At 39.9% G+C, this 25,241-nt stretch carries 22 protein-coding genes; 19 read left to right on the top strand and 3 right to left on the bottom strand.

Annotated elements, in window-relative coordinates; translation table 11 throughout:
- Positions 1-324 precede the first annotated feature (324 nt).
- Positions 325-2,475 carry an LTA synthase family protein gene (locus tag HT717_RS05670; protein ID WP_081097350.1) on the bottom strand — a complete coding sequence of 717 codons (2,151 nt, stop codon included), beginning with the start codon at positions 2,473-2,475 and terminating at the stop codon, positions 325-327.
- 116 nt (positions 2,476-2,591) lie between these two features.
- Here HT717_RS05670 and HT717_RS05665 point away from each other — a divergent pair, with 116 nt between their 5' ends.
- The 15 genes from HT717_RS05665 (at position 2,592) to HT717_RS05595 (ending at position 17,802) form a co-directional block, all read left to right on the top strand.
- Entirely contained in the window at positions 2,592-3,755 is a 1,164-nt protein-coding gene (locus tag HT717_RS05665; RefSeq protein ID WP_061088635.1) for a class I SAM-dependent rRNA methyltransferase, read from the top strand.
- Positions 3,752-4,429 (top strand): type I 3-dehydroquinate dehydratase, encoded by a 678-nt coding sequence (aroD, locus tag HT717_RS05660; RefSeq protein WP_020900171.1) that lies wholly within the window; start codon positions 3,752-3,754, stop codon positions 4,427-4,429. The genes HT717_RS05665 and aroD overlap by 4 nt, the downstream gene beginning before the upstream one ends.
- The gene (locus HT717_RS05655; RefSeq protein WP_061088195.1) at positions 4,419-5,273 is read left to right on the top strand and encodes a shikimate dehydrogenase; all 855 of its coding nucleotides are present in this window, start codon (positions 4,419-4,421) and stop codon (positions 5,271-5,273) included. The genes aroD and HT717_RS05655 overlap by 11 nt, the downstream gene beginning before the upstream one ends.
- Before the next feature lie 18 nt (positions 5,274-5,291).
- Positions 5,292-6,359, top strand: a complete 1,068-nt coding sequence (gene aroB / locus HT717_RS05650) for a 3-dehydroquinate synthase (protein WP_061088194.1) — start codon at positions 5,292-5,294, stop codon at positions 6,357-6,359.
- Between the two features lie 9 nt (positions 6,360-6,368).
- Positions 6,369-7,535 carry a chorismate synthase gene (gene aroC, locus HT717_RS05645; protein WP_061088193.1) on the top strand — a complete coding sequence of 389 codons (1,167 nt, stop codon included), beginning with the start codon at positions 6,369-6,371 and terminating at the stop codon, positions 7,533-7,535.
- Between the two features lie 9 nt (positions 7,536-7,544).
- The gene (locus HT717_RS05640; protein WP_061088192.1) at positions 7,545-8,648 is read left to right on the top strand and encodes a prephenate dehydrogenase; all 1,104 of its coding nucleotides are present in this window, start codon (positions 7,545-7,547) and stop codon (positions 8,646-8,648) included.
- 10 nt (positions 8,649-8,658) lie between these two features.
- Positions 8,659-8,997 (top strand): YlbF/YmcA family competence regulator, encoded by a 339-nt coding sequence (locus tag HT717_RS05635; RefSeq protein ID WP_049541154.1) that lies wholly within the window; start codon positions 8,659-8,661, stop codon positions 8,995-8,997.
- Between the two features lie 91 nt (positions 8,998-9,088).
- Positions 9,089-10,372, top strand: a complete 1,284-nt coding sequence (gene aroA / locus HT717_RS05630) for a 3-phosphoshikimate 1-carboxyvinyltransferase (RefSeq protein ID WP_049541152.1) — start codon at positions 9,089-9,091, stop codon at positions 10,370-10,372.
- Entirely contained in the window at positions 10,365-10,841 is a 477-nt protein-coding gene (locus HT717_RS05625; RefSeq protein WP_049541150.1) for a shikimate kinase, read from the top strand. Before aroA ends, HT717_RS05625 begins: the two co-directional genes overlap by 8 nt.
- Positions 10,838-11,686 carry a prephenate dehydratase gene (gene pheA, locus HT717_RS05620; protein ID WP_049541148.1) on the top strand — a complete coding sequence of 283 codons (849 nt, stop codon included), beginning with the start codon at positions 10,838-10,840 and terminating at the stop codon, positions 11,684-11,686. The genes HT717_RS05625 and pheA overlap by 4 nt, the downstream gene beginning before the upstream one ends.
- Positions 11,683-12,978: an LCP family protein gene (locus HT717_RS05615; protein ID WP_049541146.1), complete on the top strand. Its 1,296-nt coding sequence runs from the start codon at positions 11,683-11,685 to the stop codon at positions 12,976-12,978. Before pheA ends, HT717_RS05615 begins: the two co-directional genes overlap by 4 nt.
- Before the next feature lie 125 nt (positions 12,979-13,103).
- On the top strand, positions 13,104-13,949 hold the full coding sequence (locus HT717_RS05610) for a phosphorylcholine transferase LicD (RefSeq protein WP_080982951.1): 846 nt from the start codon (positions 13,104-13,106) through the stop codon (positions 13,947-13,949).
- Positions 13,946-14,914, top strand: a complete 969-nt coding sequence (locus HT717_RS05605) for a glycosyltransferase (RefSeq protein ID WP_173304665.1) — start codon at positions 13,946-13,948, stop codon at positions 14,912-14,914. The genes HT717_RS05610 and HT717_RS05605 overlap by 4 nt, the downstream gene beginning before the upstream one ends.
- Positions 14,915-14,922: 8 nt before the next feature.
- Positions 14,923-17,076 carry a LicD family protein gene (locus tag HT717_RS05600; protein ID WP_049541144.1) on the top strand — a complete coding sequence of 718 codons (2,154 nt, stop codon included), beginning with the start codon at positions 14,923-14,925 and terminating at the stop codon, positions 17,074-17,076.
- 3 nt (positions 17,077-17,079) lie between these two features.
- Entirely contained in the window at positions 17,080-17,802 is a 723-nt protein-coding gene (locus tag HT717_RS05595) for a LicD family protein (protein WP_049541142.1), read from the top strand.
- Between the two features lie 54 nt (positions 17,803-17,856).
- Here HT717_RS05595 and HT717_RS05590 read toward each other — a convergent pair whose 3' ends face one another.
- Both HT717_RS05590 and HT717_RS05585 read right to left on the bottom strand, forming a co-directional pair.
- Positions 17,857-19,218, bottom strand: a complete 1,362-nt coding sequence (locus HT717_RS05590; protein ID WP_204374278.1) for an MBL fold metallo-hydrolase — start codon at positions 19,216-19,218, stop codon at positions 17,857-17,859.
- Between the two features lie 164 nt (positions 19,219-19,382).
- The gene (locus HT717_RS05585; RefSeq protein WP_173304663.1) at positions 19,383-20,861 is read right to left on the bottom strand and encodes an oligosaccharide flippase family protein; all 1,479 of its coding nucleotides are present in this window, start codon (positions 20,859-20,861) and stop codon (positions 19,383-19,385) included.
- A 124-nt stretch (positions 20,862-20,985) separates the two neighbouring features.
- On the opposite strand from HT717_RS05585, the gene mecA reads away from it, so the two are divergent.
- The 4 genes from mecA to msrB all read left to right on the top strand — a co-directional run bounded on the left by mecA (position 20,986) and on the right by msrB (position 25,210).
- Positions 20,986-21,723 (top strand): adaptor protein MecA, encoded by a 738-nt coding sequence (gene mecA, locus HT717_RS05580; protein ID WP_173304712.1) that lies wholly within the window; start codon positions 20,986-20,988, stop codon positions 21,721-21,723.
- Positions 21,724-21,875: 152 nt separating this feature from the next.
- Positions 21,876-23,162, top strand: a complete 1,287-nt coding sequence (locus tag HT717_RS05575) for a homoserine dehydrogenase (protein WP_125423491.1) — start codon at positions 21,876-21,878, stop codon at positions 23,160-23,162.
- Position 23,163: 1 nt separating this feature from the next.
- Entirely contained in the window at positions 23,164-24,033 is an 870-nt protein-coding gene (gene thrB, locus HT717_RS05570; RefSeq protein WP_136937254.1) for a homoserine kinase, read from the top strand.
- A 238-nt stretch (positions 24,034-24,271) separates the two neighbouring features.
- A complete protein-coding gene (gene msrB / locus HT717_RS05565) occupies positions 24,272-25,210 on the top strand; it encodes a peptide-methionine (R)-S-oxide reductase MsrB (RefSeq protein ID WP_173304661.1) in 939 nt (312 codons plus the stop codon).
- Positions 25,211-25,241: the final 31 nt, after the last annotated feature.

Raw genomic sequence — 25,241 nt, 5'->3', positions numbered from 1 at the left:
GTTTGTAACATTAGACTGAGTAAAAGTCTTTAAAATTAGGAAGATTTATAGACTTCTATATAGAATCAAATTTTCCAGATACCTACTGAAGCTGATTTATATCCTCATATTTCTTCTACTATCTACGTCACTAAACTTGACAGACATATATTGCAGGTACAACCTCTTTACCTACAATCTCAAAGTTAATACTCTTCGAAAATCTCTTCAAACCACATCAGCTTTGCCTTGCCGTACTCAAGTATAGCCTGTGGCTAGTTTCTTAGTTTGCTCTTTGGTTTTCGTTGATAAAAGAAATGCTCCTCCAAGACGGAAGAGCATTTTTTATTGTGATTTTGATTCGGTTTCTGCCGACTCTGGGTGGAGTTCTTGGTAACTTGGTGCATTGAAGAGGTCAGTACTGGTTTTGCCTTGTCGTTGGCTAAAGAGGCTCGTTGATTGACTACCTTTTTCCTGCTCAATCTTTTGCAGAATTGGTAAAGAATTGAGGTAAGAAATACTTTCTGTATCAACTGCTCCAAGATGATCTTTTTGGTAAAAACGTATCAAATCGCCAGTTTGGATCTGATCGCTAATTTTCAGCTGTTGACTGGCTGCTTGACGAACGATTTCTAGTTCAGTCTGAGCTTGTTCATCAAGATTACTGATTTCAAGACCGCTCTCAGTATAGTAGGTTCGTCCGTCATAACTGGTGTATTTAGGTGTGACGAATGAATTGGCAGTTCGAAAGGCAACGATTTCTTGATGATCTGGTGATAGTAGGTCTTGTCCAACTTGAAGGAAGGAATTGGACTCAATACCAAGGATGTGTTCGAGAGTCGGTAAGATATCGATTTGTCCACCGTAGGTATTGATAATTTGTCCCTTTTCATAACCAGGTATGACCACCATAAAAGGCACTCGTTGCAACATGGCATTATCGTAATTCGACCAGTTCTCAGAAGTCTTGCCAATCAAAGGTGCCAGGTCAGGGTTGCGGGAATTGGAAATGCCATAATGGTCTCCATAAATGACGATGATGGATTTTTCATAGAGGCCACTTTCTTTGAGATAGTCAAAGAAAGCCTTGATGGCACTGTCCAGATAGTTGGCGGTTTGGAAGTAGCCATTGATAGTTTCATCTTTGGTTTTGGCCAAGGGGAAACCAAGCTCATCGCCAGTCAGATTGCTAGCATAAGGATAGTGATTGGACACCGTGATATACTTGGCATAAAAAGGTTGCTGTAAGTGATCCAGATATTGGATAGAATCTTTCATCATGATTTTATCATTTAAACCATATTGGAAAGAATTGCTACTGTCTTGCTTGGTAAAATAGGAAGCATCAAAGAAGTATTGGTAGCCCCATTGTTTGTAGGTCGTATTTCGGTTCCAGAAGGTCCCGATATTACCGTGAAAGACAGCACTCGATTGATAGCCATTTTTTGATAGGATAAAAGGGGCAGCTTGCTGGGTATTGGTACCTCCGTAGTTGACCATGAAGGAACCTTGATCAAGGCCAAATAAACCGGTTTCTAGCATGGTTTCCGCATCTGAGGTTTTTCCAGCCTTGACTTGGTTAAAGATATTCGAAAAGGCTAGTGTAGATTGCGAATGGTAGAGGGAATTCAGGAAGGGAGTGACTTCATGCTCAGTTCCATCTAGGTTGAGTTTATAGTCAAGCAGGAATTGTTGGAAACTCTCCAAGTGGAGATAAATCACATTTTTTCCTTTGGCCAAGCCAAAATAGTCTGGATTGGGCTTAGCCGAATGTTCTTGAATATAATCTGTAATAGGTTGAAGGTCAGTCTCAGAGGCCTTAGCACGTTCTTTGTTGGCGCTATAGGATTGGTTGGCACTATAACCTAGAAAGGCTGGCAAACTGAGGGCACGAACAACATAATAATTCGAAAATCCTCGTGACAGGAGATCGGGACGCTCAATTTCAGCCAAGAAAAGATTAGCTGAAAAGAGCAGGGCTGAGAGAGCAGTGATAGCAACACTGGAGCGGAATTTGAAAGGTCTCCTATCCAAATGGATGAATTTTTTAAAGAAAAGAAAAGCCAGCAGTGGGAAATCCATAAAATAGATGAAATCCCAAGGACGCAGTAACTCTAGTTCCGCAGTACCAACAGACACCTTGCTGACCACCTTCATGGTATTAGCTGTGATAAAGTCACTAAATTCTCGATAGTAAAAGACATTGGAGTAGAGCCAAATGAATAAAAGGCTATAAATAGCTATACTAAGACTATAAAAGGACTTGGTTGATCGAGCATAGAGGGCAAGAGCCAGTAGGAGGAGTCCCAAAGGAAGGGGGTTGAAAAAGGCGATAAAGGCAAGGTAATTTCCTTGTAACTTGCCCACTTGAATATCTAAATTAAAGTCAACGGTATAGGCTAATAAGGTTTTGATCCAATAGAGGATTAAAAGGGTTAGGACAAAACCCAGTCTGGTACCGATGACTTTTTGGATTTTGTTAAAATTGATTCTCACACAATTACTTCCTAAGTTTTTATTAGTATTAGTATACCATTTTTTAAAACTAGAGTAAAAAAGCAAGGGTAGTTTCTTTTTTGAGAATTGTCTAAAAGTTTGTTATAATGGTAATCATGAATAGAATAAGAGTCAGTAAAAGGATTGAAAAAAAGCTTGCCAAAGGGCTAGTTTTGCTAGAAGCCAGCGATCTTGAGAATGTTAATCTTAAGGATCAGGAAGTAGAAGTCCATAGTCAAGATGGAAAATTTCTTGGGACTGCCTACCTTTCTCAGCAAAACAAGGGCTTGGGCTGGTTTGTTAGCACAGACAAGGTGACCTTCAATCAAGCTTTCTTTGAAATGCTGTTTAGACAAGTTAAAGAAAAGAGAAGCGCCTACTATCAAGATGATTTGACAACTGCCTTTCGTCTCTTCAACCAGGAGGGAGATGGCTTTGGCGGTCTGACAGTGGACCTTTATGGCGACTATGCTGTATTTTCTTGGTATAACTCTTATGTTTATCAGATTCGTCAGATCATCTCAGAAGCCTTTAGACAGGTTTTTCCTGAGGTTTTAGGGGCTTATGAGAAGATCCGCTTTAAGGGTTTGGACTATGAATCTGCTCATGTTTATGGTCAAGAAGCACCTGACTTTTTCACTGTTCTGGAAAATGGTGTCCTGTATCAAGTCTTTATGAACGATGGCTTGATGACAGGGATTTTCCTAGACCAGCATGAAGTTCGTGGTAGTCTGGTTGATGGATTGGCTATGGGCAAATCCTTGCTCAATATGTTTTCTTATACAGCAGCTTTTTCAGTAGCTGCGGCCATGGGAGGAGCAAGCCAGACAACTTCGGTTGACCTAGCCAAGCGTTCACGAGAATTGTCTCAAGCGCATTTTCAGGCAAATGGGCTCAGCACAGATGCCCATCGTTTTATAGTCATGGACGTCTTTGAGTATTTCAAGTATGCCAAACGAAAAGGCTTGACTTACGATGTGATTGTTCTAGATCCGCCTAGCTTTGCTCGGAACAAAAAACAGACTTTCTCTGTGGCTAAGGATTATCACAAGTTGATTTCCCAGAGTCTTGAGATTTTAAATCCGGGAGGGATTATCATTGCCAGTACCAATGCTGCCAATGTTTCCCGCCAGAAATTTACAGAACAAATTGATAAAGGCTTTGCAGGAAGAAGTTACCAGATTTTAAATAAATACGGTCTTCCAGCAGATTTCGCCTATAATAAAAAAGATGAAAGTAGTAATTACCTCAAGGTGATTAGTATGAAGGTTAGTAAATGAAATTAATAGTTTCAGTAATGCCAAGAAGTTTAGAGGAGGCCCAGGCTCTGGATGCTACGAGGTATCAGGATGCTGATATCATTGAATGGCGTGCCGACTATCTGCCTAAAGAAGCGATTTTGCAGGTGGCTCCAGCTATTTTTGAAAAATTCGCAGGTCGTGAGTTGGTTTTCACTCTGCGAACTCGCGCTGAAGGGGGAGAAATTGATCTTTCTCCGGAAGAATATATCCATCTAATCAAGGAAGTGGCGCAACTCTATCAACCAGACTATATTGATTTTGAGTACTATAGCTACAAGGATGTCTTTGAGGAAATGCTGGACTTCCCAAATCTCGTTTTAAGTTACCACAATTTCCAAGAAACACCTGAAAATATGATGGAAATCTTGTCAGAGTTGACGAGCCTAAATCCAAAACTGGTCAAGGTTGCGGTGATGGCTCACACGGAGCAAGATGTTTTAGACTTGATGAACTATACACGAGGTTTTAAAACCCTTAATCCTGAACAGGAATATGTGACTATTTCTATGGGCAAGGTGGGCAAGGTCTCTCGTATCACTGCAGATGTGACTGGTTCTAGCTGGTCCTTTGCTAGTCTAGATGAGGCAAGTGCCCCAGGTCAAATTTCCTTAGCTAACATGAAAAAAATTCGGGAGATTTTGGATGAAGCTTGATGGCTATACACGTTTAGCTGCAGTTGTTGCCAATCCTATTAAGCATTCTATCTCTCCCTTCATCCACAATAGGGCCTTTGAGGCTACAGCTACCAATGGTGTTTATGTGGCTTGGGAGATTGAAGCGAGTGACTTGGCAGAAACAGTGGCCAATATTCGCCGCTACCAGATGTTTGGTATCAACCTGTCCATGCCCTATAAGGAGCAAGTGATTTCCTATTTGGATGAGTTGAGTGACGAAGCGCGCTTGATCGGTGCGGTCAATACGGTTGTCAATGATAATGGAACTTTAATTGGATATAATACAGATGGCAAGGGATTTTTTAAGAGCTTGCCTTCTTTTACAATTACAGGTAAAAAGATGACCTTACTGGGTGCAGGTGGTGCGGCTAAATCAATCTTGGCGCAGGCTATTTTGGATGGCGTCAGTCAGATTTCAGTCTTTGTTCGTTCAGTTTCTATGGAAAAAACAAGACCTTATCTAGACAAGTTACAGGAGCAAACAGGTTTTAAAGTGGACTTGTATGCTTTAGAAGATGTTTCTGAACTGCAAGCAAGGATTGCTGAGTCGGATTTACTTGTCAATGCGACCAGTGTAGGGATGGATGGTAAATCATCCCCAGTTCCTGAAAGCATTAATTTGCCAGAAACTCTCTTGGTCGCAGATATCATTTACCAACCCTTTGAGACGCCATTTTTGAAATGGGCTAGGAGGCAGGGCAATCCAGCTGTCAATGGTCTGGGAATGTTGCTCTATCAAGCTGCAGAAGCCTTTCAACTGTGGACAGGAAAGGAAATGCCAACAGAAGAGATTTGGCAGTCTTTAACAGAAAAATACCAATAAAGAAAAGGAGACTCTCCTATGAAAATCAGAATCGATATTCCTCATCATCCTTATGATATTCAGATTGAAAAAGGCTGTTTGGCTCAGACTGGTCAATGGTTGCGAGAACTCTGGCAACCTCAAAAAGTGATCATTGTAACAGACAACCATGTAGCTTCTCTTTATGCAGAGAAGGTCAAGCTCAGCCTAGAAGATGCTGGTTTTCAGGTGGCGGTATTTGACTTTTTAGAGGGTGAGGAAAGAAAGAATTTAACCACTGTCCAGAAAGTCTATGAATTTCTAGTTAAGCAAGGTCTGACTCGTAGCGATGGAATCGTGGCTCTTGGTGGCGGTGTCGTTGGAGACCTGGCTGGTTTTGTAGCCTCTACCTATATGCGGGGCATTCACTTTGTTCAGATCCCGACCAGCTTGACAGCCCAGGTGGATTCTTCTATCGGTGGAAAGACAGGCGTCAATACTCCATTTGCTAAGAATATGGTGGGGACCTTTGCCCAACCAGATGGGGTTCTGATTGACCCGCTTGTCCTTGAAACACTCGGAAAAAGAGAGTTGATTGAAGGGATGGGTGAGGTTATCAAGTACGGCTTGATTGAGGCCCCAGAACTGTGGGCTCTCTTGACGGAGCTAGATGGTTCTGTAGAGAGCATTTTGGAGTATGCAGAGACCTTGATTGAACATTCTTGTCAGGTTAAGCGTAAGATGGTAGTTGAGGATGAGTTGGATAACGGTGTTCGCCTTTACCTCAACTTTGGCCATACTATTGGCCATGCTATTGAAGCGACTGCCGGTTATGGCAAGGTCATGCATGGTGAAGCTGTGGCTATGGGAATGGTGCAGATATCCAAGGTTGCTGAGGAAAAAGGCCTTATGCCAGCTGGGATTACCCAGTCTATCACAGAGATGTGTCAGAAATTTGGGCTACCTGTTGACTATGAAAACTGGGATGTTGATAAGCTTTATCAGGCTTTGACTCATGATAAGAAAGCGCGTGGCAATACCTTGAAATTGGTCTTGGTACCAGAGCTCGGTTCAGCGACCATTCACCCAGTTTCTCTGGAAGAGATGAAAGACTACTTGGTAAAATAAGGAGAGTGTATGAGATATTTAACTGCAGGAGAATCACACGGCCCGCGTCTAACGGCTATCATTGAGGGAATTCCAGCTGGACTTCCTTTGACAGCTGAGGATATTAATGGAGACCTTAAACGCCGTCAGGGTGGCTACGGTCGTGGTGGTCGTATGAAGATTGAGAGTGACCAGGTTGTCTTTACATCGGGCGTTCGCCATGGGAAAACGACAGGGGCTCCTATTACCATGGATGTCATCAATAAGGACCACCAGAAATGGCTGGATATCATGTCTGCGGAGGACATTGAAGACCGCCTTAAAAGCAAACGAAAAATCACCCATCCACGTCCAGGTCATGCCGATTTGGTTGGGGGTATCAAGTACCGTTTTGATGATTTGCGAAATTCCTTGGAACGTTCATCAGCTCGTGAAACCACCATGCGGGTGGCAGTTGGGGCAGTAGCTAAACGACTCTTGGCTGAATTGGATATGGAGATTGCCAGCCATGTTGTGGTCTTTGGTGGCAAGGAAATCGATGTACCTGAAAATCTGACAGTAGCTGAAATAAAGCAACGAGCTGCCCAGTCTGAAGTTTCTATTGTCAACCAAGAAAGAGAACAGGAGATCAAGGATTATATTGACCAAATCAAACGTGACGGTGATACCATCGGTGGAGTTGTCGAGACAGTCGTTGGAGGCGTACCAGTAGGACTTGGTTCCTATGTTCAATGGGACAGAAAATTGGATGCGCGATTGGCCCAAGCTGTCGTCTCTATCAATGCCTTTAAAGGAGTGGAATTTGGCCTCGGCTTTGAAGCTGGTTACCGCAAAGGCAGCCAAGTTATGGACGAAATTCTCTGGTCTAAAGAAGACGGTTATACTCGCCGTACCAATAATCTAGGTGGTTTCGAAGGTGGTATGACCAATGGGCAACCGATTGTTGTTCGTGGAGTTATGAAACCTATTCCTACTCTTTATAAGCCTCTTATGAGTGTGGATATCGAAACCCACGAACCTTACAAGGCAACTGTGGAGAGAAGTGATCCGACCGCTCTTCCAGCAGCAGGAGTAGTCATGGAAGCTGTTGTAGCAACGGTTCTGGCGCAAGAAATCCTTGAAAAATTCTCATCAGACAATCTAGAGGAATTAAAAGAAGCAGTGGCCAAACACCGAGACTATACAAAGAACTATTAAGGAGTTCCTATGGCAAAAACAGTCTATATCGCGGGCCTTGGATTGATTGGTGCCTCTATGGCCCTTGGTATCAAACGCGATCATCCAGATTACGAAATTTTGGGTTATAATCGTAGCCAAGCTTCGAGAGATATCGCCTTGAAGGAAGGCATGATTGACCGTGCAACAGATGATTTTACCAGTTTTGCTCCTTTGGCAGATATCATTATTCTCAGTTTGCCAATCAAACAAACCATTTCCTTTATTAAGGAGTTGGCTAATATAGATTTAAAAGAAGGCGTCATTATTTCAGATGCCGGTTCGACCAAGTCAGCTATTGTGGATGCGGCGGAGCAGTATTTGGCTGGTAAGCCTGTTCGCTTTGTCGGGGCCCATCCCATGGCTGGTAGTCACAAGACTGGGGCTGCCTCTGCAGATGTCAATCTCTTTGAAAATGCCTATTATATCTTCACACCTTCGAGCCTGACAAGTCCTGACACACTTGAGGAAATGAAGAATCTGCTTTCAGGTCTTCATGCTCGTTTTATCGAGATTGATGCTAAGGAGCATGATCGTGTGACTGCTCAGATTAGCCATTTTCCACATATTCTGGCTTCCAGTCTCATGGAGCAGACTGCGGTCTATGCTCAAGAACATGAGATGGCAAGACGCTTTGCGGCCGGTGGTTTTCGAGATATGACCCGAATTGCGGAAAGCGAACCAGGTATGTGGACTTCTATCCTCTTGTCCAATCGTGAGACCATTCTAGAGCGAATTGAGGATTTCAAGGACCGTTTGGAAGCGATTGGGCAGGCTATCAATAAGGGAGATGAGGAGCAGATTTGGAACTTTTTCAATCAGGCACGTGAGCAACGTCAGGCCATGGAAATTCATAAGCGTGGCGGTGTGGATAGTTCTTATGACCTCTATGTTGATGTTCCCGATGAAGAAGATGTCATCTTGCGAATTTTGGAACTGCTACGTGGAACTTCCTTGGTTAACATCCATATCAACGAAGAAAACCGTGAGGATATTCACGGGATTCTACAAATTTCATTTAAAAACGCTCAAGATTTAGAACGAGCCGAGCACCTCATAACAGAAAACACCGATTACACAGTCGTTGTCAAATAAGGAGAAAATCATGTCAAATATTTACGATAGTGCAAATGAACTAAGTCGCGGTCTACGCGAATTACCAGAATATAAGGCTGTCAAAGCAGCTAAAGATGCGATTGCAGCAGATGTTGAGGCAAGCAAAATCTTTACAGAATATGTTTCCTTCCAAGAGGAAATTCAAAGACTAGCACAGACAGGTCAAATACCTGATGCTTCCTTCCAAGCTAAAATGGAAGGCTTTGGCAAGCAGATTCAAGGGAACAGCCTCTTGTCAGAATTCTTTACCAAGCAACAACAATTGGCCATTTACCTTTCTGACATTGAAAAAATTGTTTTCGAACCAGTTTCAGAATTGCTAAAATAAGAAAATAACTATCATAAAGTCAGGAATTTTTAAGGAATTTCTGGCTTTTTATGATAAAATAAGTAAAAGTATTGCAAGTATGAGGTCCAGTATGAAACTAAAAACAAACATTCGCCATTTACACGGCAGTATCCGCGTTCCAGGTGATAAGTCTATCAGCCACCGTTCCATTATTTTTGGAAGTTTGGCCGAGGGTGAGACTAAGGTTTATGATATTTTGCGGGGTGAAGATGTCCTTTCTACCATGCAGGTTTTTCGTGACCTTGGTGTTGAGATTGAGGACAAAGATGGGAGTATTACCATTCAAGGTGTAGGCATGGATGGCTTAAAAGCTCCGCAAAATGCCCTGGACATGGGAAATTCTGGAACCTCGATTCGCCTGATTTCAGGTGTCCTTGCTGGCGCAGACTTCGAAGTAGAAATGTTCGGAGACGATAGTCTTTCCAAACGTCCTATGGACCGTGTGACTATTCCATTGAAAAAAATGGGCGTCAGCATTTCAGGTCAAACTGAGCGAGACCTGCCTCCCCTTCACTTAAAAGGAACGAAAAATCTTACACCTATTCAGTATGAGTTGCCAATTGCCTCTGCTCAAGTCAAGTCCGCCTTGATCTTTGCTGCCTTGCAGGCTCAGGGGGAGTCAGTGATTATCGAAAAAGAGTGCACCCGTAACCATACTGAAGATATGTTGCAACAATTTGGTGGTCATTTAAGTATGGACGGCAAGAAAATCACAGTCCAAGGACCACAAAAATTGATAGGACAAAAGGTGGTTGTTCCAGGAGATATTTCCAGTGCAGCTTTTTGGTTGGTCGCAGGTTTGATTGTTCCAAACTCTCGTGTCGTATTGCAGAATGTTGGTATTAACGAAACGCGTACAGGTATCATCGATGTCATTCGCGCTATGGGTGGAAAATTAGAAGTTACTGAAATTGACCCAGTCGCTAAATCTGCTACTTTGACTGTTGAGTCTTCTGACTTGCAAGGAACAGAGATTGGTGGCGCTTTGATTCCACGCTTGATTGATGAATTGCCTATTATTGCCCTGCTTGCGACTCAAGCCCAAGGTGTAACAGTTATCAAGGATGCTGAGGAACTCAAGGTCAAGGAAACAGATCGCATTCAGGTGGTGGCAGACGCCTTGAATAGTATGGGAGCAGATATCACACCTACAGCAGATGGAATGATTATCAAAGGCAAATCAGCCCTTCACGGTGCTAGGGTCAATACTTTTGGAGACCACCGTATCGGTATGATGACAGCCATCGCAGCCCTCTTAGTTGCAGATGGAGAGGTGGAGCTTGACCGTTCAGAAGCTATCAATACCAGCTATCCTAGCTTCTTTGATGATTTGGAGAGCTTGATTCATGGCTAAGGTGTTACTAGGCTTTATGGGAGTTGGAAAATCGACTATTGCAAGAGGCTTGGACCCTAATTACCTTGATATGGATGCTCTAATCGAGAAGCGCTTAGGTATGTCCATTGCCAATTTTTTCGCTGAAAAGGGAGAAGAGGCCTTTCGTCAGATAGAGTCAGAAGTCCTAGCTGAGTTACTACAAAGAGACCAAGTTGTGTCAACTGGCGGAGGAGTAGTCATTTCTCAGCGAAATCGTGACTTACTAAAGACGAATCCTGATAACATCTATCTGAAAGCAGATTTTGATACCCTTTACCAACGCATATCAACTGATAAGGACAATCAGCGCCCGCTTTTTCTAAATAATAGTAAAGAAAAACTAGCAGCTATTTTCCAGGAAAGACAGGCTTGGTATGAGGAAGTGGCTAGTCGGATTTTGGATGTGACCAAGCTAAGCCCAGAGGAAATTATAGAGGAACTGAGATGAAAATTGCTTATCTAGGTCCCAAGGGATCATTTTCACATCACGTTGTGCAGACAGCTTTTCCTCATGAGGAATTGCAGGCCTTTGCCAATATTACAGATGTCATCAAGGCCTATGAGCAAGGCTTGGTGGACTATTCTGTGGTGCCAGTTGAAAATTCTATCGAGGGTAGTGTTCATGAAACCTTGGACTACCTTTTTCATCAGGCTCACATTCAAGCAGTGGCAGAAATCGTTCAGCCTATTCATCAGCAGTTGATGGTGGTTCCAGGTCACACTAAGATTGAAAAGATTTTTTCACATCCACAGGCCTTGGCGCAAGGAAAGAAATTTATCGATGAACAGTATCCAGATGCTCAAATTGAGGTAACTGCTAGTACAGCCTATGCGGCCCGCTTTATTTCCGAACATCCAGACCAGCCTTTTGCTGCAATTGCTCCTAGAAGTTCTGCTGAAGAATATGGGTTAGAATTAATTGCCGAGGATATTCAGGAAATGGAAGCCAATTTCACACGTTTTTGGGTTTTGGGTGCTGAAAGTGTAGCCATTCCCTTGCAAGCACAAGCTGAAAAAATGAGTTTGGCCTTGACCTTACCGGACAATCTTCCCGGCGCACTTTATAAGGCTCTTTCAACTTTTGCTTGGCGAGGAATTGACCTGACAAAAATTGAAAGTCGGCCACTCAAGACAGCACTGGGAGAATACTTTTTCATTATTGATGTGGATTATACTGATAAGGCCTTGGTCCACTTTGCCCAAAAAGAACTAGAAGCGATTGGAATCCAGTATAAAATTCTAGGTTCCTATCCTATTTATCCAATATCAGACCATGGAAAGGAGAGAAGATGAGTAAAGAAAATCCCTTAAGTCACCACGAGCAGTTACGCTATGACTATCTACTTAAGAATATTCACTATCTCAATGAGCGAGAAAAAGAAGAGTTTGCTTACTTGCAAGATAAATTGAATGGGGAAAGTAGTGACGCCACCTCAGAAAGTCAAGAATTGACCGAGGATTATAGAAAGACACGTGCTAACACTTCGATCCCTTCTTATGATAGTCTTAGTCGCTCTGAGAGATACCAGAAAATCAATTCTCTTCCAATGAAAAAAACTAAAAAGTGTAAGCTACGGTGGGGGCGTATTTTCGCAGGCTTACTGGCTATCTTAGCTTGTGTAGCGCTTGGCATGATTTTTATGTTCCTAAAAGGCTATTCAAATGCTGATTCAACCAAAACTGCCAATGCTAAGGCCGCTCAAGTAGAAGTCTTTAATGGTCAGGATACCAGAGATGGTGTTAATATTTTGATCATGGGTACCGATGGGCGAATCGGTCAAAATAGTGCTGAGACGCGTACTGACTCTATTATGGTATTAAATGTCGGAGGTTCAGATAAGAAAATCAAGCTAGTCAGTTTTATGCGCGATAATTTGGTCTATATAGACGGTTACAGTCAAGTGATTAACGGTAGGAAACAGACGGATAACAAGTTAAATGTAGCCTATGAACTAGGGGAACAAGAAGGACAAAAAGGGGCCGAAATGGTTCGTCAAGTCTTGAAAGATAATTTTGACTTGGACATTAAGTACTATGCCTTGGTTGATTTTCAGGCCTTTGCAACAGCGATTGATACGCTGTTCCCAGATGGAGTGATGATTGATGCCAAATTCTCAACCTTGGAAGGTCAACCGTTAACTGAAGCTACGGTGGGAGATGACTTACATGCTACGGAAACAGAGTCTCCGACCCAGACTATTAAAGTCGGGAAACAGCAGATGAATGGTTCGACCTTGCTTAATTATGCTCGTTTCCGTGATGATGATGAAGGCGATTATGGTCGTACCAAGAGACAGCAGCAAGTGCTGACAGCAGTTCTTCAGCAAATCAAAGATCCAACCAAGCTCTTTACAGGCTCAGAGGCACTTGGCAAGGTCTTCGGAATGACCTCAACGAATGTTCCTTATACCTTCTTGTTAACAAATGGCTTGTCTTTCCTAGACGGAGTTCAAAATGGTATTGAGAGATTAACAGTTCCAGAACTAGGTGATTGGGTCGATGCCTATGATGTCTACGGAGGCTTGGGGTTGCTGGTCGATCAAAATAAATATCAGAATAAATTGTCTCAGATGGGTTTGAGATAAGATAAGACAGAAGAATCAAAGTTTGATAGCTATTTGGATAGTAGTCAGGCTTTGATTTTTTACAGTCTGCAATAGATTTTCATCCCTTATTTGTGGTATAATAAAACGATACGATAGAAAGAATAATGAACAATATGACTGATTTAAAAGCAATTCAGGCTCGTAGTCTGGAGATGGCTGAATATTTTGTGGCTTTTTGTAAAGAACATGATTTGCTTTGCTATCTTTGTGGTGGAGGTGCTATTGGTGCCCTTCGAAACAAGGGCTTCATTCCTTGGGACGATGACCTAGACTTTTTTATGCCCCGTAAGGACTATGAAAAATTGGCAGAATTATGGCCTCGTTATGCAGATGAACGTTATTTCTTGTCAAAGAGTAACGCGGATTTTGTCGACCGCAATCTTTTTATTACCATTCGTGACAAGAAAACTACCTGTATCAAACCTTATCAGCAGGATTTGGATTTGCCACATGGTTTGGCCTTGGATGTCTTGCCTTTGGATTATTATCCGAAAAATCCAGCTGAGCGGAAGAAACAGGTTCGTTGGGCCCTGATTTATTCACTCTTTTGTGCCCAAACTGTTCCAGAAAAGCATGGCGCTCTCATGAAATGGGGAAGCCGAATTTTACTGAGATTGACTCCAAAATCTCTCCGTTATCGCATTTGGAAAAAAGCTGAGAAAGAAATGACCAAATATGGTTTGGCTGAGAGCGATGGTATTACAGAATTATGCTCAGGTCCTGGCTACATGAGAAACAAGTACCCAATCGAATCTTTTGAAGATAATCTCTTTTTACCATTTGAAGAAACAGACATGCCTATTCCAGTTGGCTATGATGCCTATCTCAGCACTGCTTTTGGGGATTATATGACTCCTCCGCCAGCAGATAAGCAGCTACCGCATCATGATGCTGTCATCGCTGATATGGATAAGTCTTATACAGAATACGAGGGAGAATATGGAAAATGATGGGAGAAAAAATAAGCGTTATTGTTCCGGTATACAATGTGGAAGCATATCTTGAGAAGTGTGTAGAATCCATTTTAAAACAGACTTATACCAATTTGGAAATTATTCTTGTCAATGATGGCTCAACAGATAATAGTGGAGAACTGTGTGATCAACTAGCACAAAGAGATCAGCGGATTCGTGTCATTCATAAGGAAAATGGTGGCTTATCTGACGCTCGAAATAGAGGGATTGAAGAAGCAGGTTCTGATTTGATCGGTTTTATCGATAGTGATGATTACATTGATGAAGATATGTATGAGACCCTTTACCATCAAATGCTAGAATCCAATGCTGATCTTTCTATGTGTGGACATTATGATGTTTATCACCAAATTCCGGAAAAGCAGGTTGCAATGATTCAGACCTGGGAATTAACACCCCAAGAAGCCATTAAGATGGTCATGGAAGCTAAAATCCTCTCCGTCACAGCTGTTAATAAACTGTACAAAAAAGAACTCTTTGAACAGCTACGATTTGAAATTGGAAAAATAGCAGAGGATGCCTTCATCATGATTGCCTTGATTCATCAATGTCGTAAGGTTGTTGCAACAAATGAGAAAAAATACTATTATTTTCACCGTGAAAATAGTATTACGACTCAAAAATTCTCCTTGAAATTCTTAAATGTTATTGAAGCTTATGAGCAAAATGCGAAGATTATCAAAGAGAATTATCCGGGACTAGCAGATACTGCAACTATGCGTTTAAATTGGGCTTACTTCTATGTGTTGGATAGGCTCTTGGTCGATGCTGATTTCAAGGATAGGGTATTAGAAGACCGTTTGATTGCCTATTTAAAGAAAAACACAAAGAACATTCTTTCAGATAGTCGTTTTACAAGAGCAAGAAAATTGAGCTTTTTAGCATTGTGTCTGAGTCGAAAATTGTATACGAAAATCTTACTTGAACAAACTAAGCGTTAGGAGAAAAAATGATTTCATTTATTGAAAAAAACTATTTTAAGATTAATTTATTATTTTTATCAGTTATATCTTTTTATTGTATGGCTGGCTTGATTGTTCCGCTTCAATCTATTTCAGCCAATAAATTTGTTACTCTTGGCATGACCCTTATGGGAGTTTTGTTGGGACTTTATAATTTCTTTATAAAAAAAGCTTATCTGACAGTCAGAAAAATTGAGTATTTAATACTCTTTTTTCTAATGAATATTCTAACAGCTGCGCTAGTTGTCAAGTATGGTTTTTCAACAAATATAAAAAATTTAGTAGTCTTCTTCATTTATTTTTTTGCAGTTTATCCAGTCTTTCAGTCTTTCACAGAGAAAAAAGCGCGTGCTATTTTTGATGTGTTTTTCTCAATTATAACTGTTGCAAATACTATAGGTGTACTTGTATCGCTTGGTCAATTTTTAATGTTGCAAGGTTACCGTGTATATGATTATAAAGGACTTTTAATCCGACAGGGGTTTGTAGAATCCCGTTTGTTCGGGATCTTGGCAAGTCCCAACTACCTCTCTATTATTTCTTTGATGGTGATTATTTACTTATGGATGCGCCTGTCTCTTTATAATAAAATCATTAAAATATTAGCCATTTCATCTATTGTGCTTAATTTCGCTTATATTGTTTTATCTGGTTCAAGAACAACCTATATCTGTTTAGTAGTAGTTGCTTTGCTTTATAGTTTGATGACTGCTAACTGGACAAAAAAAGGGAAATCTATTTTGACAGTAGTTCTGACAGTAGGTTTAGTATTTGTTAGCTATAATGGTATTAAGTATAGTAGTGATATTTACTTGAAAGCTAATTCTGCTGAGATTAAAAAGAATTTAGCTAATGTTCAAAAAGGGGACAAGAATTTTTCTCTTGAAAGAACAGACACCAGTGAAGAAAATATCTCTAATAACCGTTTTGCTATTTGGCAGTCTACAGCTTCTTTTATCCCTAAACGTCCACTGTTTGGATATTCAGGTGGGAACTGGTATGAGTTAGGGAAAGAGTATGATGCTTCTGCTTATATAATCAAACAGCATTATCTTACTCATAATGGATATCTAGAATTACTCTTTTATGATGGTTTAACTGGTTTAATTCCGATGGCCATCTTTATGCTTTCTTTTATCATTTCCAGTCTCAAGAAATATAAGAAAGATATTCAAGAAGGACGTCGCAACCATGAATTGATTACCATTCTATTGATGACAGTGGTTATTCTCATCTCTAACTTGTTCTTGAGTTCAACCTTCTATGGAATTTCACTACAAGGTTGTATCTTGTTTGTGATTTCAGGTTACTATTTCTCTGTTCTCTATAAAAAAAGAGATGGCTACAGAAAGCTCGACGAAGCAGAGATCAAAGAAGTTGAACTAGGTGTCATGGATTATATCCACAATCTCTGCCAAAAAGAGAATATCAACTATTCACTAGCTTATGGAACCTTGCTGGGAGCAGTGAGACACAAAGGCTACATTCCTTGGGATGACGATATCGATATCTCTCTAAAACGATATGAATATGACAAATTGTATCAAGCTATTTTGCGAGATAATGACCCTGTCTACAAAGTGGTTTCTTGGGAAAATGACGCACGTTATCCTTACCCATTTTATCGAGTTTATGACGCGCGAACAGTCTACGACAACAACTATATCGAAAATGATATTGATTTAGGGATTTGTGTGGATGTTTTCCCATTTGACTATTATGCTGATGTTAACAAAGATATGGTAAAACTAGATACTTACCGTCGTTTATCAGTCTATACCTTTTATGGCATCCACAATAAGAATGCGAAACTCAAGAATATCGCCAGATATTTACTTGTCCTTGTATTCCGTCTGACTCGTGTCAAAACTTGGAATCAAAAGATGAACATCTTATCTATGCAAGAAAAAGATGGAGAATTCATTGACTACCTCATGGAGAACAAAAGAGTTTCTACGAAGTTTGACAAGTCTTTCTTGGACACAACGATTGATAGTCCATTTGAAGATAGAGTTTACAAAATTCCTGAGGCCTATCAGCAAATTCTTTCTGCCATTTACGGAGATGACTTTATGGAGATTCCTCCTATAGAAAAACGAGTGAAGCATGATGATTTCCTCGCTTATATAAAGGAGGGGTAGAACGTGTTACAATGGTTAAAAAGAAGTTTAGCTAGTCTCTTAGGAGATAAGAAAGATCTGGTTAAAAATCTACCTATTATCAAAAGTTTAAATAAAAAAGCCAATATCGATTTGGACTCAAAGAGAAGCAATTTGCTCAAAGAAAACTTTGAATATATTCTAAAGGCAATCTATCAATCTAATCTGAAATCCTACGATATTTGGTTAGACTTTGGAACTTTGCTTGGTTTCTACAGAGAAAATGATTTGATTCCCCATGATTTAGATATGGATTTTGGAATTATTATCCCAGACTATGAAGCCTTTTTAAGGGATGAGAAAGTTCTTTTTGAAAAAGGCTTTGTTAGAACTAAAGAGTTCTATTACAATGATAAGCTTGTAGAGTTGTCCTATAGTTATAAGGGACTCAATGTTGACTTTATTGTCTATGATAAAAAAGAGGATATCATCTCCTCAGATACTATTTTCTACATGACAAATGCCTTGGGAAATCCAACAAGATATGAAGTCTACCACTATGAATTACCCTTTACAGCATTAACTGAATGCAGTTTTAAAGAGATTCTAGTAAAAGTTCCAGAAAATACAAGAGAATATATCAGTCACTTGTATGGGGAAGATTTTGAAATTCCTAATACCCATTATAACTGGAAAGAAAATCCGATATATAAACAAAGGGATGCTAAAATGGCAAAAGTCCTTTTGACTAAATCCCTTGGACACTAAAATAAATAAAAGAAACGAGCTAGATCAAATCCAGTTCGTTTCTTTTATCTCTAATTATTTTTTAATGATTCTATCTTTATATTGTTTCTTGAGTTTTAAAAAGATCAAAGCTAGAGCAAGTGTGAAAATAATAAATAGGTAGTTTCTATAATCTGTAAAACTAACTTTTCCGAAACGATTTATATGAAAAATACCAATCCATTTATTTTTACTAAGGGTTCCATCATTTTCAAAATGATAACGATTCATCCACTCATCTTTAGCTGCTTTGCCATTTTCTTTAAAGTAATAGGTTTCTTTGGAATTAATCTCTTTCCAAGTGTTAGTTAATATACCTGTATTTTTTTCAATATAGTATAGATTATTTCCATCATGAACTAACCCTGTTTGAAGTTCTCCGTTTTGATTAAAATAAAACCAGTTTTTATCTATATATTTCCAACCAACTGCGACTGTACCAGAATCAAAGAAATAATACCAATTATCGTTGTGTTGTGTCCAACCATCTTCAGGAGCTTCATTTTTCCAATCTTTAAATTTTAGAATATCACCATCGTTATAAAATCCATAATGTGGGTATTTATCAGATACATCAGTAACATTTCCATTATTGAATTCAAGAGAAATTGCTGCTCTATCTAGTTGTCCGGCATTTATAATGCTGATATTTTTTTGTTTAAGATATTCAGTGTATTTTTCTTCTACTGGTCTAATCCCTGTTTTAATAATTTTCTTAGGATTAAGTTTGTCGACAAATTCTTTCGTATTAGATTTAGTTGTTTCTACGTGGTGATTAAATTTCATGACATCTACATGTCCAATCAAAGGCGCATATTTCTCTTCTAGATGTCTTTCAGTATTTTCTAAATCTCCTCCTAAGAAAATTTTTGTATTATTAATATTTACTATTGATAAAATTGAATTCAAATTATCGTCATATACTTTTTTTAATGAACCATCATTTTCGTATTCATTTTCATAATTTAATAAATCAATTTTAATATTTCCAAGTGTTAGGTGTGAATCTTTTTCAGAAATATCTTGAATTATTGTAGTATTTGTTTCGATAGCAGCTTGTAGGGCTCGCTCATACCCATACAAATTATCCCAAAGACCGGTTTTATCTGTGAGGCGATCATCACTATATTTTTTAATATATATTTTTTGAGTAGGTATTGTTTTTAGAATGTCGTGAGCTCCGCCAATATGATCAGAATGTGCGTGCGTTATTATTATGAAATCAAAACTTTTGATTCCTAATTGTTCAATATGAGACAGCAATCTATCTTCGGTAATTGCTTTTGGATCTTTCTCAATTCCTGGTCTATCGGGGTATCTAGGATTAGAACCGTCTGGATAAGAAAAATCATCTCCAGTATCTATCATTGCAAAATGCCCATTGCTTTCTAATATCATGGCATCGGACCAATCAGCAACGGTTATAATATGTAGTCTATCATTTGCTAAAATTGGTGTTATTAAAGTAGCAAGGAATATAAGGACCGATATATATATATATATATATATGCATATGTTGGTTTTTTGATCATATTATCTCCTTATGAGTAGATTATAGTTTTTTAATTTCTTTTAATCTTAGCAAGAGCAAGATTGAGTGCATAGTGGAATGTTTTATCTTTTGTGATAAAAAGTATCAGGAGATAGTAGATTCCACAAGTTGCAACAGTCGAGAGAACCATGAGGATCATATTGAGATTGACTGTATAAGAGTTGATTTGGAAAAGGAATTTAAAGGCAAAATAGATCGGAATGAATCCGAGCGATACAATAGTATATCGTATTAAAGTAGTAAAGATTTCTTTTAGGTCAAGCAGATGATGTTTCTTGATAAAGAAAATTTCTAGTAGAACAACTATAGTTTCTGCAATAATAGTAGTAGCAATGTAATACTCTGGTGCAAAAATATTATTGAAATACAAGAGACTGTTGAGTAGGATATTGGCACCGCCACCAATAAAGTAAAAGGCTGTCAAACGATTTTCGTGGTCGTTGATGAAGATAATCTGCTTACCGAGAATCAACTCAATGGCCCAAATGATAGTACGAAAGGCGAAGATACTAGTCACAATACCAGCTTCAAGGTATTTTTCAGAAGAGTAGATGACAGTTGCGTAGTTCCCTAATACCATAATCCCAATACTGGTTGGAATGATAAGGAAATAAAAGAGGGCAGCACCTTGATTCAGAAGATTTTTATAAGACTCGTAGTCTCTTTTACCTAGATAGTAGCCTAGACGTGGAATACTGACGTTGATAGCTCCACTCAAGACACTGGCAATCAACATGACGATGCTAGAAGCAATAGTGTAATAAGAAATGTAGTTTTCATCAGGTCCCTTGGTGATAAACATTCTATCAAGCAAGGTGTAGAGCATGTTGGCGTTCGCTAGTAGAAGCATAGTCAAGAGCGGTTTAGATGCTTTGATTAATTCCATGAAACCAATTTTGACAAAGGAAACTTCTCTCTTGATCCAAAGAAAACTGAGCAGGTAGTTAAGGATAGTGGTTGCACTCATGATGATTGCATAAGGTACGATATCATTTGGAGTTTTAACAAAGGTGAAGATAGCGACCAACATGGCAATACGAATAACTAAGGTCTTGTAAAGGATGAAGGCATAATTTTCATAAGCTTCGTTCATCCACTCGATATAAAGGAATTGGAAGAGAGCCTGGACACCAAGTATGTAGTAGAGTTCTTTCAAATTTTCAATACTATTATCTAGGTAAATAAACAAAAAATAGATACTTGTTGTAAGGACAGAAGTAATAATGGAGATATAGAATAATTTAGAGAAAACATAGTTGATTTTATTTTTATCATCCTTGACCTTACTGATAGCTCGAATTCCGTAGTTATAGATTCCAAAGGCGGCTAAAGGAATGACAAAGCTAGCCCAGGTATTGGCGGTATTGAAATAACCGTAGTTGGATTTGCTGAGAATCCGAGTCAGATAAGGATTGGTTATCAGCGGAAAAACGATATTGAGAACATTGACTAGTAAGCTAGCCAGTGCATTAACTTTTATATTTTTCATTGTACTTTCTTTCTTGTATTGTAAAATGGTCTCTAGTATTATATCACATTCTCGCTTCATTCTTTTGATAAAATCGTAAAAATCTAGTATAATAGATAGAACTGAAAGTATGAGGTTACTAGCAATGAAAATGAAACAAATTAGTGATACAACTTTAAAAATCACGATGTCTTTAGAAGATTTGATGGATCGAGGAATGGAGATTGCTGACTTTCTCGTTCCTCAAGAAAAAACAGAAGAGTTCTTTTATGCTATTTTGGATGAGTTAGAGATGCCTGAGAGCTTTTTGGATACAGGCATGTTGAGCTTCCGTGTGACTCCAAAACCTGATAAGGTCGATGTTTTTGTAACCAAATCAAAGATTGATCAAAATCTAGATTTTGAAGATTTATCGGATTTACCAGATATGGAAGAATTGGCTCAAATGTCGCCAGATGAATTTATCAAAACCTTGGAAAAAAGCATCGCAGACAAAACCAAGGATGATATAGAAGCCATTCAATCTCTAGAGCAAGTCGAAGCCAAGGAAGAAGAGCAAGAGCAGGCTGAACAAGAAGTTGAAAGTAAGAAAGAGCCTTACATCTACTACATCCTTTCTTTTGAAAAATTAGCTGACTTGGTGGCTTTTGCCCAGACAGTGACTTTTGAGATGGAAACTTCTGAACTCTACAAAATGAACGAGCGCTATTATTTGACCATTCTAGTGGATATTGAAAATCATCCAAGTCCATATCCAGCTTGGCTGTTGGCTCGTATGCGCGAGTTTGCAGAAGATAGTGATATCAGTCGTTCAGTCTTACAAGAGTATGGCCAAGTCTTGATCAATCACGATGCGGTGCTTAATCTACAAAAGATTGGATAATCATTTCTGGAAAATTATTTCTAGATTTTAGGGAGAGCGAATCGTTTGATTCGTTTTTTTCTTTTTTAGACTGAAATAGTGATTTACTATAATAGGAATTTTCACAAAATTCTGTTATAATGGCTATATTAGAAAATTTCGAGGAGACAAACATGACAGTTAAAATTGCTTTACTAGGATTTGGTACCGTTGCAAGTGGTGTGCCCTTCCTCCTAAAGGAAAATGGAGAAAAAATTAATCAATCAGCACATTCAGAGATTGAAGTTGCCAAGGTATTGGTCAAGGATGAAGATGAAAAGAATCGCTTGCTTGCAGCAGGGAATGACTTTAACTTTGTAACCAATGTGGATGATATTTTGTCAGACCAAGACATTACGATTGTAGTGGAATTGATGGGGCGTATCGAACCTGCTAAGACCTTTATCACTCGTGCCTTGGAAGCTGGAAAGCATGTTGTTACTGCTAACAAGGACCTTTTGGCTGTCCATGGTGCAGAATTGTTAGAAATCGCTCAAGATAATAAGGTAGCACTTTACTACGAAGCAGCAGTAGCTGGTGGGATTCCAATTCTTCGTACTTTAGCAAATTCCTTGGCTTCTGATAAAGTCACGCGCGTGCTTGGTGTAGTCAATGGAACTTCTAACTTCATGATGACCAAGATGGTCGAAGAAGGCTGGTCTTACGATGATGCTTTAGCGGAAGCGCAAAGACTAGGTTTTGCAGAAAGCGACCCGACAAATGACGTGGATGGGATTGATGCAGCCTACAAGATGGTTATTTTGAGCCAATTTGCCTTTGGTATGAAGGTTGCTTTTGATGATGTAGCCCACAAGGGAATTCGTAACATCACACCAGAAGATGTAGCTGTAGCTCAAGAGCTTGGTTATGTAGTGAAATTGGTTGGTTCTATCGAGGAAACTCCTTCAGGAATTGCTGCAGAAGTGACTCCAACCTTCTTGCCTAAAGCGCACCCACTTGCTAGTGTAAATGGGGTAATGAACGCTGTCTTTGTAGAATCTATCGGTATCGGCGAGTCTATGTACTACGGACCAGGTGCTGGTCAAAAACCAACTGCTACAAGTGTGGTGGCGGATATTGTCCGTATCGTTCGTCGTCTGAATGATGGTACCATTGGCAAAGACTTCAACGAATACAGCCGTGACTTGGTCTTGGCAAATCCTGAGGATGTTAAAGCAAACTACTACTTCTCAATCTTGGCACCAGACTCAAAAGGTCAGGTCTTGAAGTTGGCTGAAATTTTTAATGCTCAAGATATTTCCTTCAAGCAAATCCTCCAAGACGGAAAAGAGGGTGACAAGGCGCGTGTCGTTATCATTACACACAAGATTAATAAATCTCAACTTGAAAATGTCTCAGCTGAATTGAAGAAGGTTTCAGAATTCGACCTCTTGAATACCTTCAAGGTGCTAGGAGAATAAGATGAAGATTATTGTACCTGCAACCAGTGCCAATATCGGGCCAGGTTTTGACTCGGTCGGTGTAGCTGTAACCAAGTACCTTCAAATCGAGGTCTGTGAAGAACGAGATGAGTGGTTGATTGAACACCAGATTGGCAAATGGATTCCACATGACGAACGTAATCTCTTGCTCAAAATCGCTTTGCAAATTGTACCAGACTTGCACCCAAGACGTTTGAAAATGACCAGTGATGTTCCCTTGGCGCGTGGCTTGGGTTCTTCTAGCTCGGTTATTGTTGCTGGTATTGAACTAGCCAACCAACTGGGTCAGCTCAACTTGTCAGACCATGAAAAATTGCAGTTAGCGACCAAGATTGAAGGACATCCTGACAATGTGGCTCCAGCCATTTATGGTAATCTCGTTATTGCAAGCTCCGTTGATGGGCAAGTTTCAGCTATTGTAGCAGACTTCCCAGAGTGTGATTTCCTAGCCTACATTCCTAACTATGAATTGCGTACTCGAGACAGCCGTGGTGTCTTGCCTAAGAAATTGTCTTACAAGGAAGCTGTTTCGGCTAGTTCTATTGCCAATGTGGCGGTTGCTGCCTTGTTGGCAGGAGATATGGTGACAGCTGGTCAAGCAATCGAGGGAGACCTCTTCCACGAGCGCTACCGTCAGGACTTGGTGAGAGAATTTGCGACGATTAAGCAAGTGGCCAAAGAAAATGGTGCCTATGCAACCTACCTCTCTGGTGCTGGACCGACAGTTATGGTCTTGGCTTCTCATGACAAGATGCCAACGATTAAGGCAGAATTGGAAAAGCAACCTTTCAAAGGAAAACTTCATGGCTTGAAAGTTGATACCCAAGGTGTCCGTGTCGAAGCAAAATAAAGAATAGATGATAGGATGGGGAAACTCTCGACCAGAGGGCTTCCTATCCTTTTTTTGAAAAGAAGTTTATACTCAATGAAAATNNGCCGCAGGCTGCTCAAAACAGTGTTTTGAGGTTGTGGATAGAACTGACGAAGTTAGCTCAAAATACTGTTTTGAGGTTGCAGATGTAAGCTGACGTGGTTTGAAGAGATTTTCGAAGAGTATTAGTTAAAAACTTGATAAAGGAGAAATAAAGATGGCAGAAATTTATCTAGCAGGTGGTTGTTTTTGGGGCCTAGAGGAGTATTTTTCACGCATTTCTGGTGTATTAGCAACCAGTGTTGGCTACGCTAATGGACAAGTCGAAACGACTAATTACCAGCTGCTCAAGGAAACAGATCATGTAGAAACGGTTCAAGTGATTTACGATGAGAAAGCAGTGTCACTCAGAGAGATTTTACTTTATTATTTCCGAGTTATCAATCCTCTATCCATCAATCAACAAGGGAATGACCGTGGTCGCCAATATCGAACTGGGATTTATTATCAGGATGAAGCAGATTTGCCAGCTATCTACACAGTGGTGCAGGAGCAGGAACGCATGCTGGGTCGAAAGATTGCAGTAGAAGTGGAGAAACTTCGCCACTATATTTTAGCTGAAGATTACCACCAAGACTATCTTAAGAAGAATCCTTCAGGTTACTGTCATATCGATGTGACCGATGCTGAGAAGCCATTGATTGACGCAGCAAACTATGAAAAGCCTAGCCAAGAAGTGTTAAAGGAAAGCTTAACTGAAGAATCCTATCGTGTTACCCAAGAAGCTGCTACGGAGGCTCCATTTACCAATGCCTATGACCAAACATTTGAAGAAGGGATTTATGTGGATATTACGACAGATGAGCCACTCTTTTTTGCCAAGGATAAGTTTGCCTCAGGTTGTGGTTGGCCAAGCTTTAGTCGTCCAATTTCTAAGGAATTGATTCACTATTACAAGGATCTCAGTCATGGGATGGAGCGAATAGAGGTTCGTTCTCGGTCGGGGAATGCTCACTTGGGTCATGTTTTCACAGATGGGCCTCGGGAGTTAGGTGGACTTCGTTACTGTATTAATTCTGCATCCTTGCGTTTTGTATCCAAGGATGAGATGGAAGAAGCAGGATATGGCTATCTACTACCTTACTTAAACAAATAAATCAGAGATGGTGGGTGCTTCCCACTTTCTT

Source organism: Streptococcus sp. 959, assembly GCF_013277075.1.
Classification (GTDB): domain Bacteria; phylum Bacillota; class Bacilli; order Lactobacillales; family Streptococcaceae; genus Streptococcus; species Streptococcus pseudopneumoniae_C.
The sequence above is the reverse complement of the archived record's forward strand: the minus strand, read 5'-3'. Positions and strand labels throughout refer to the sequence as shown.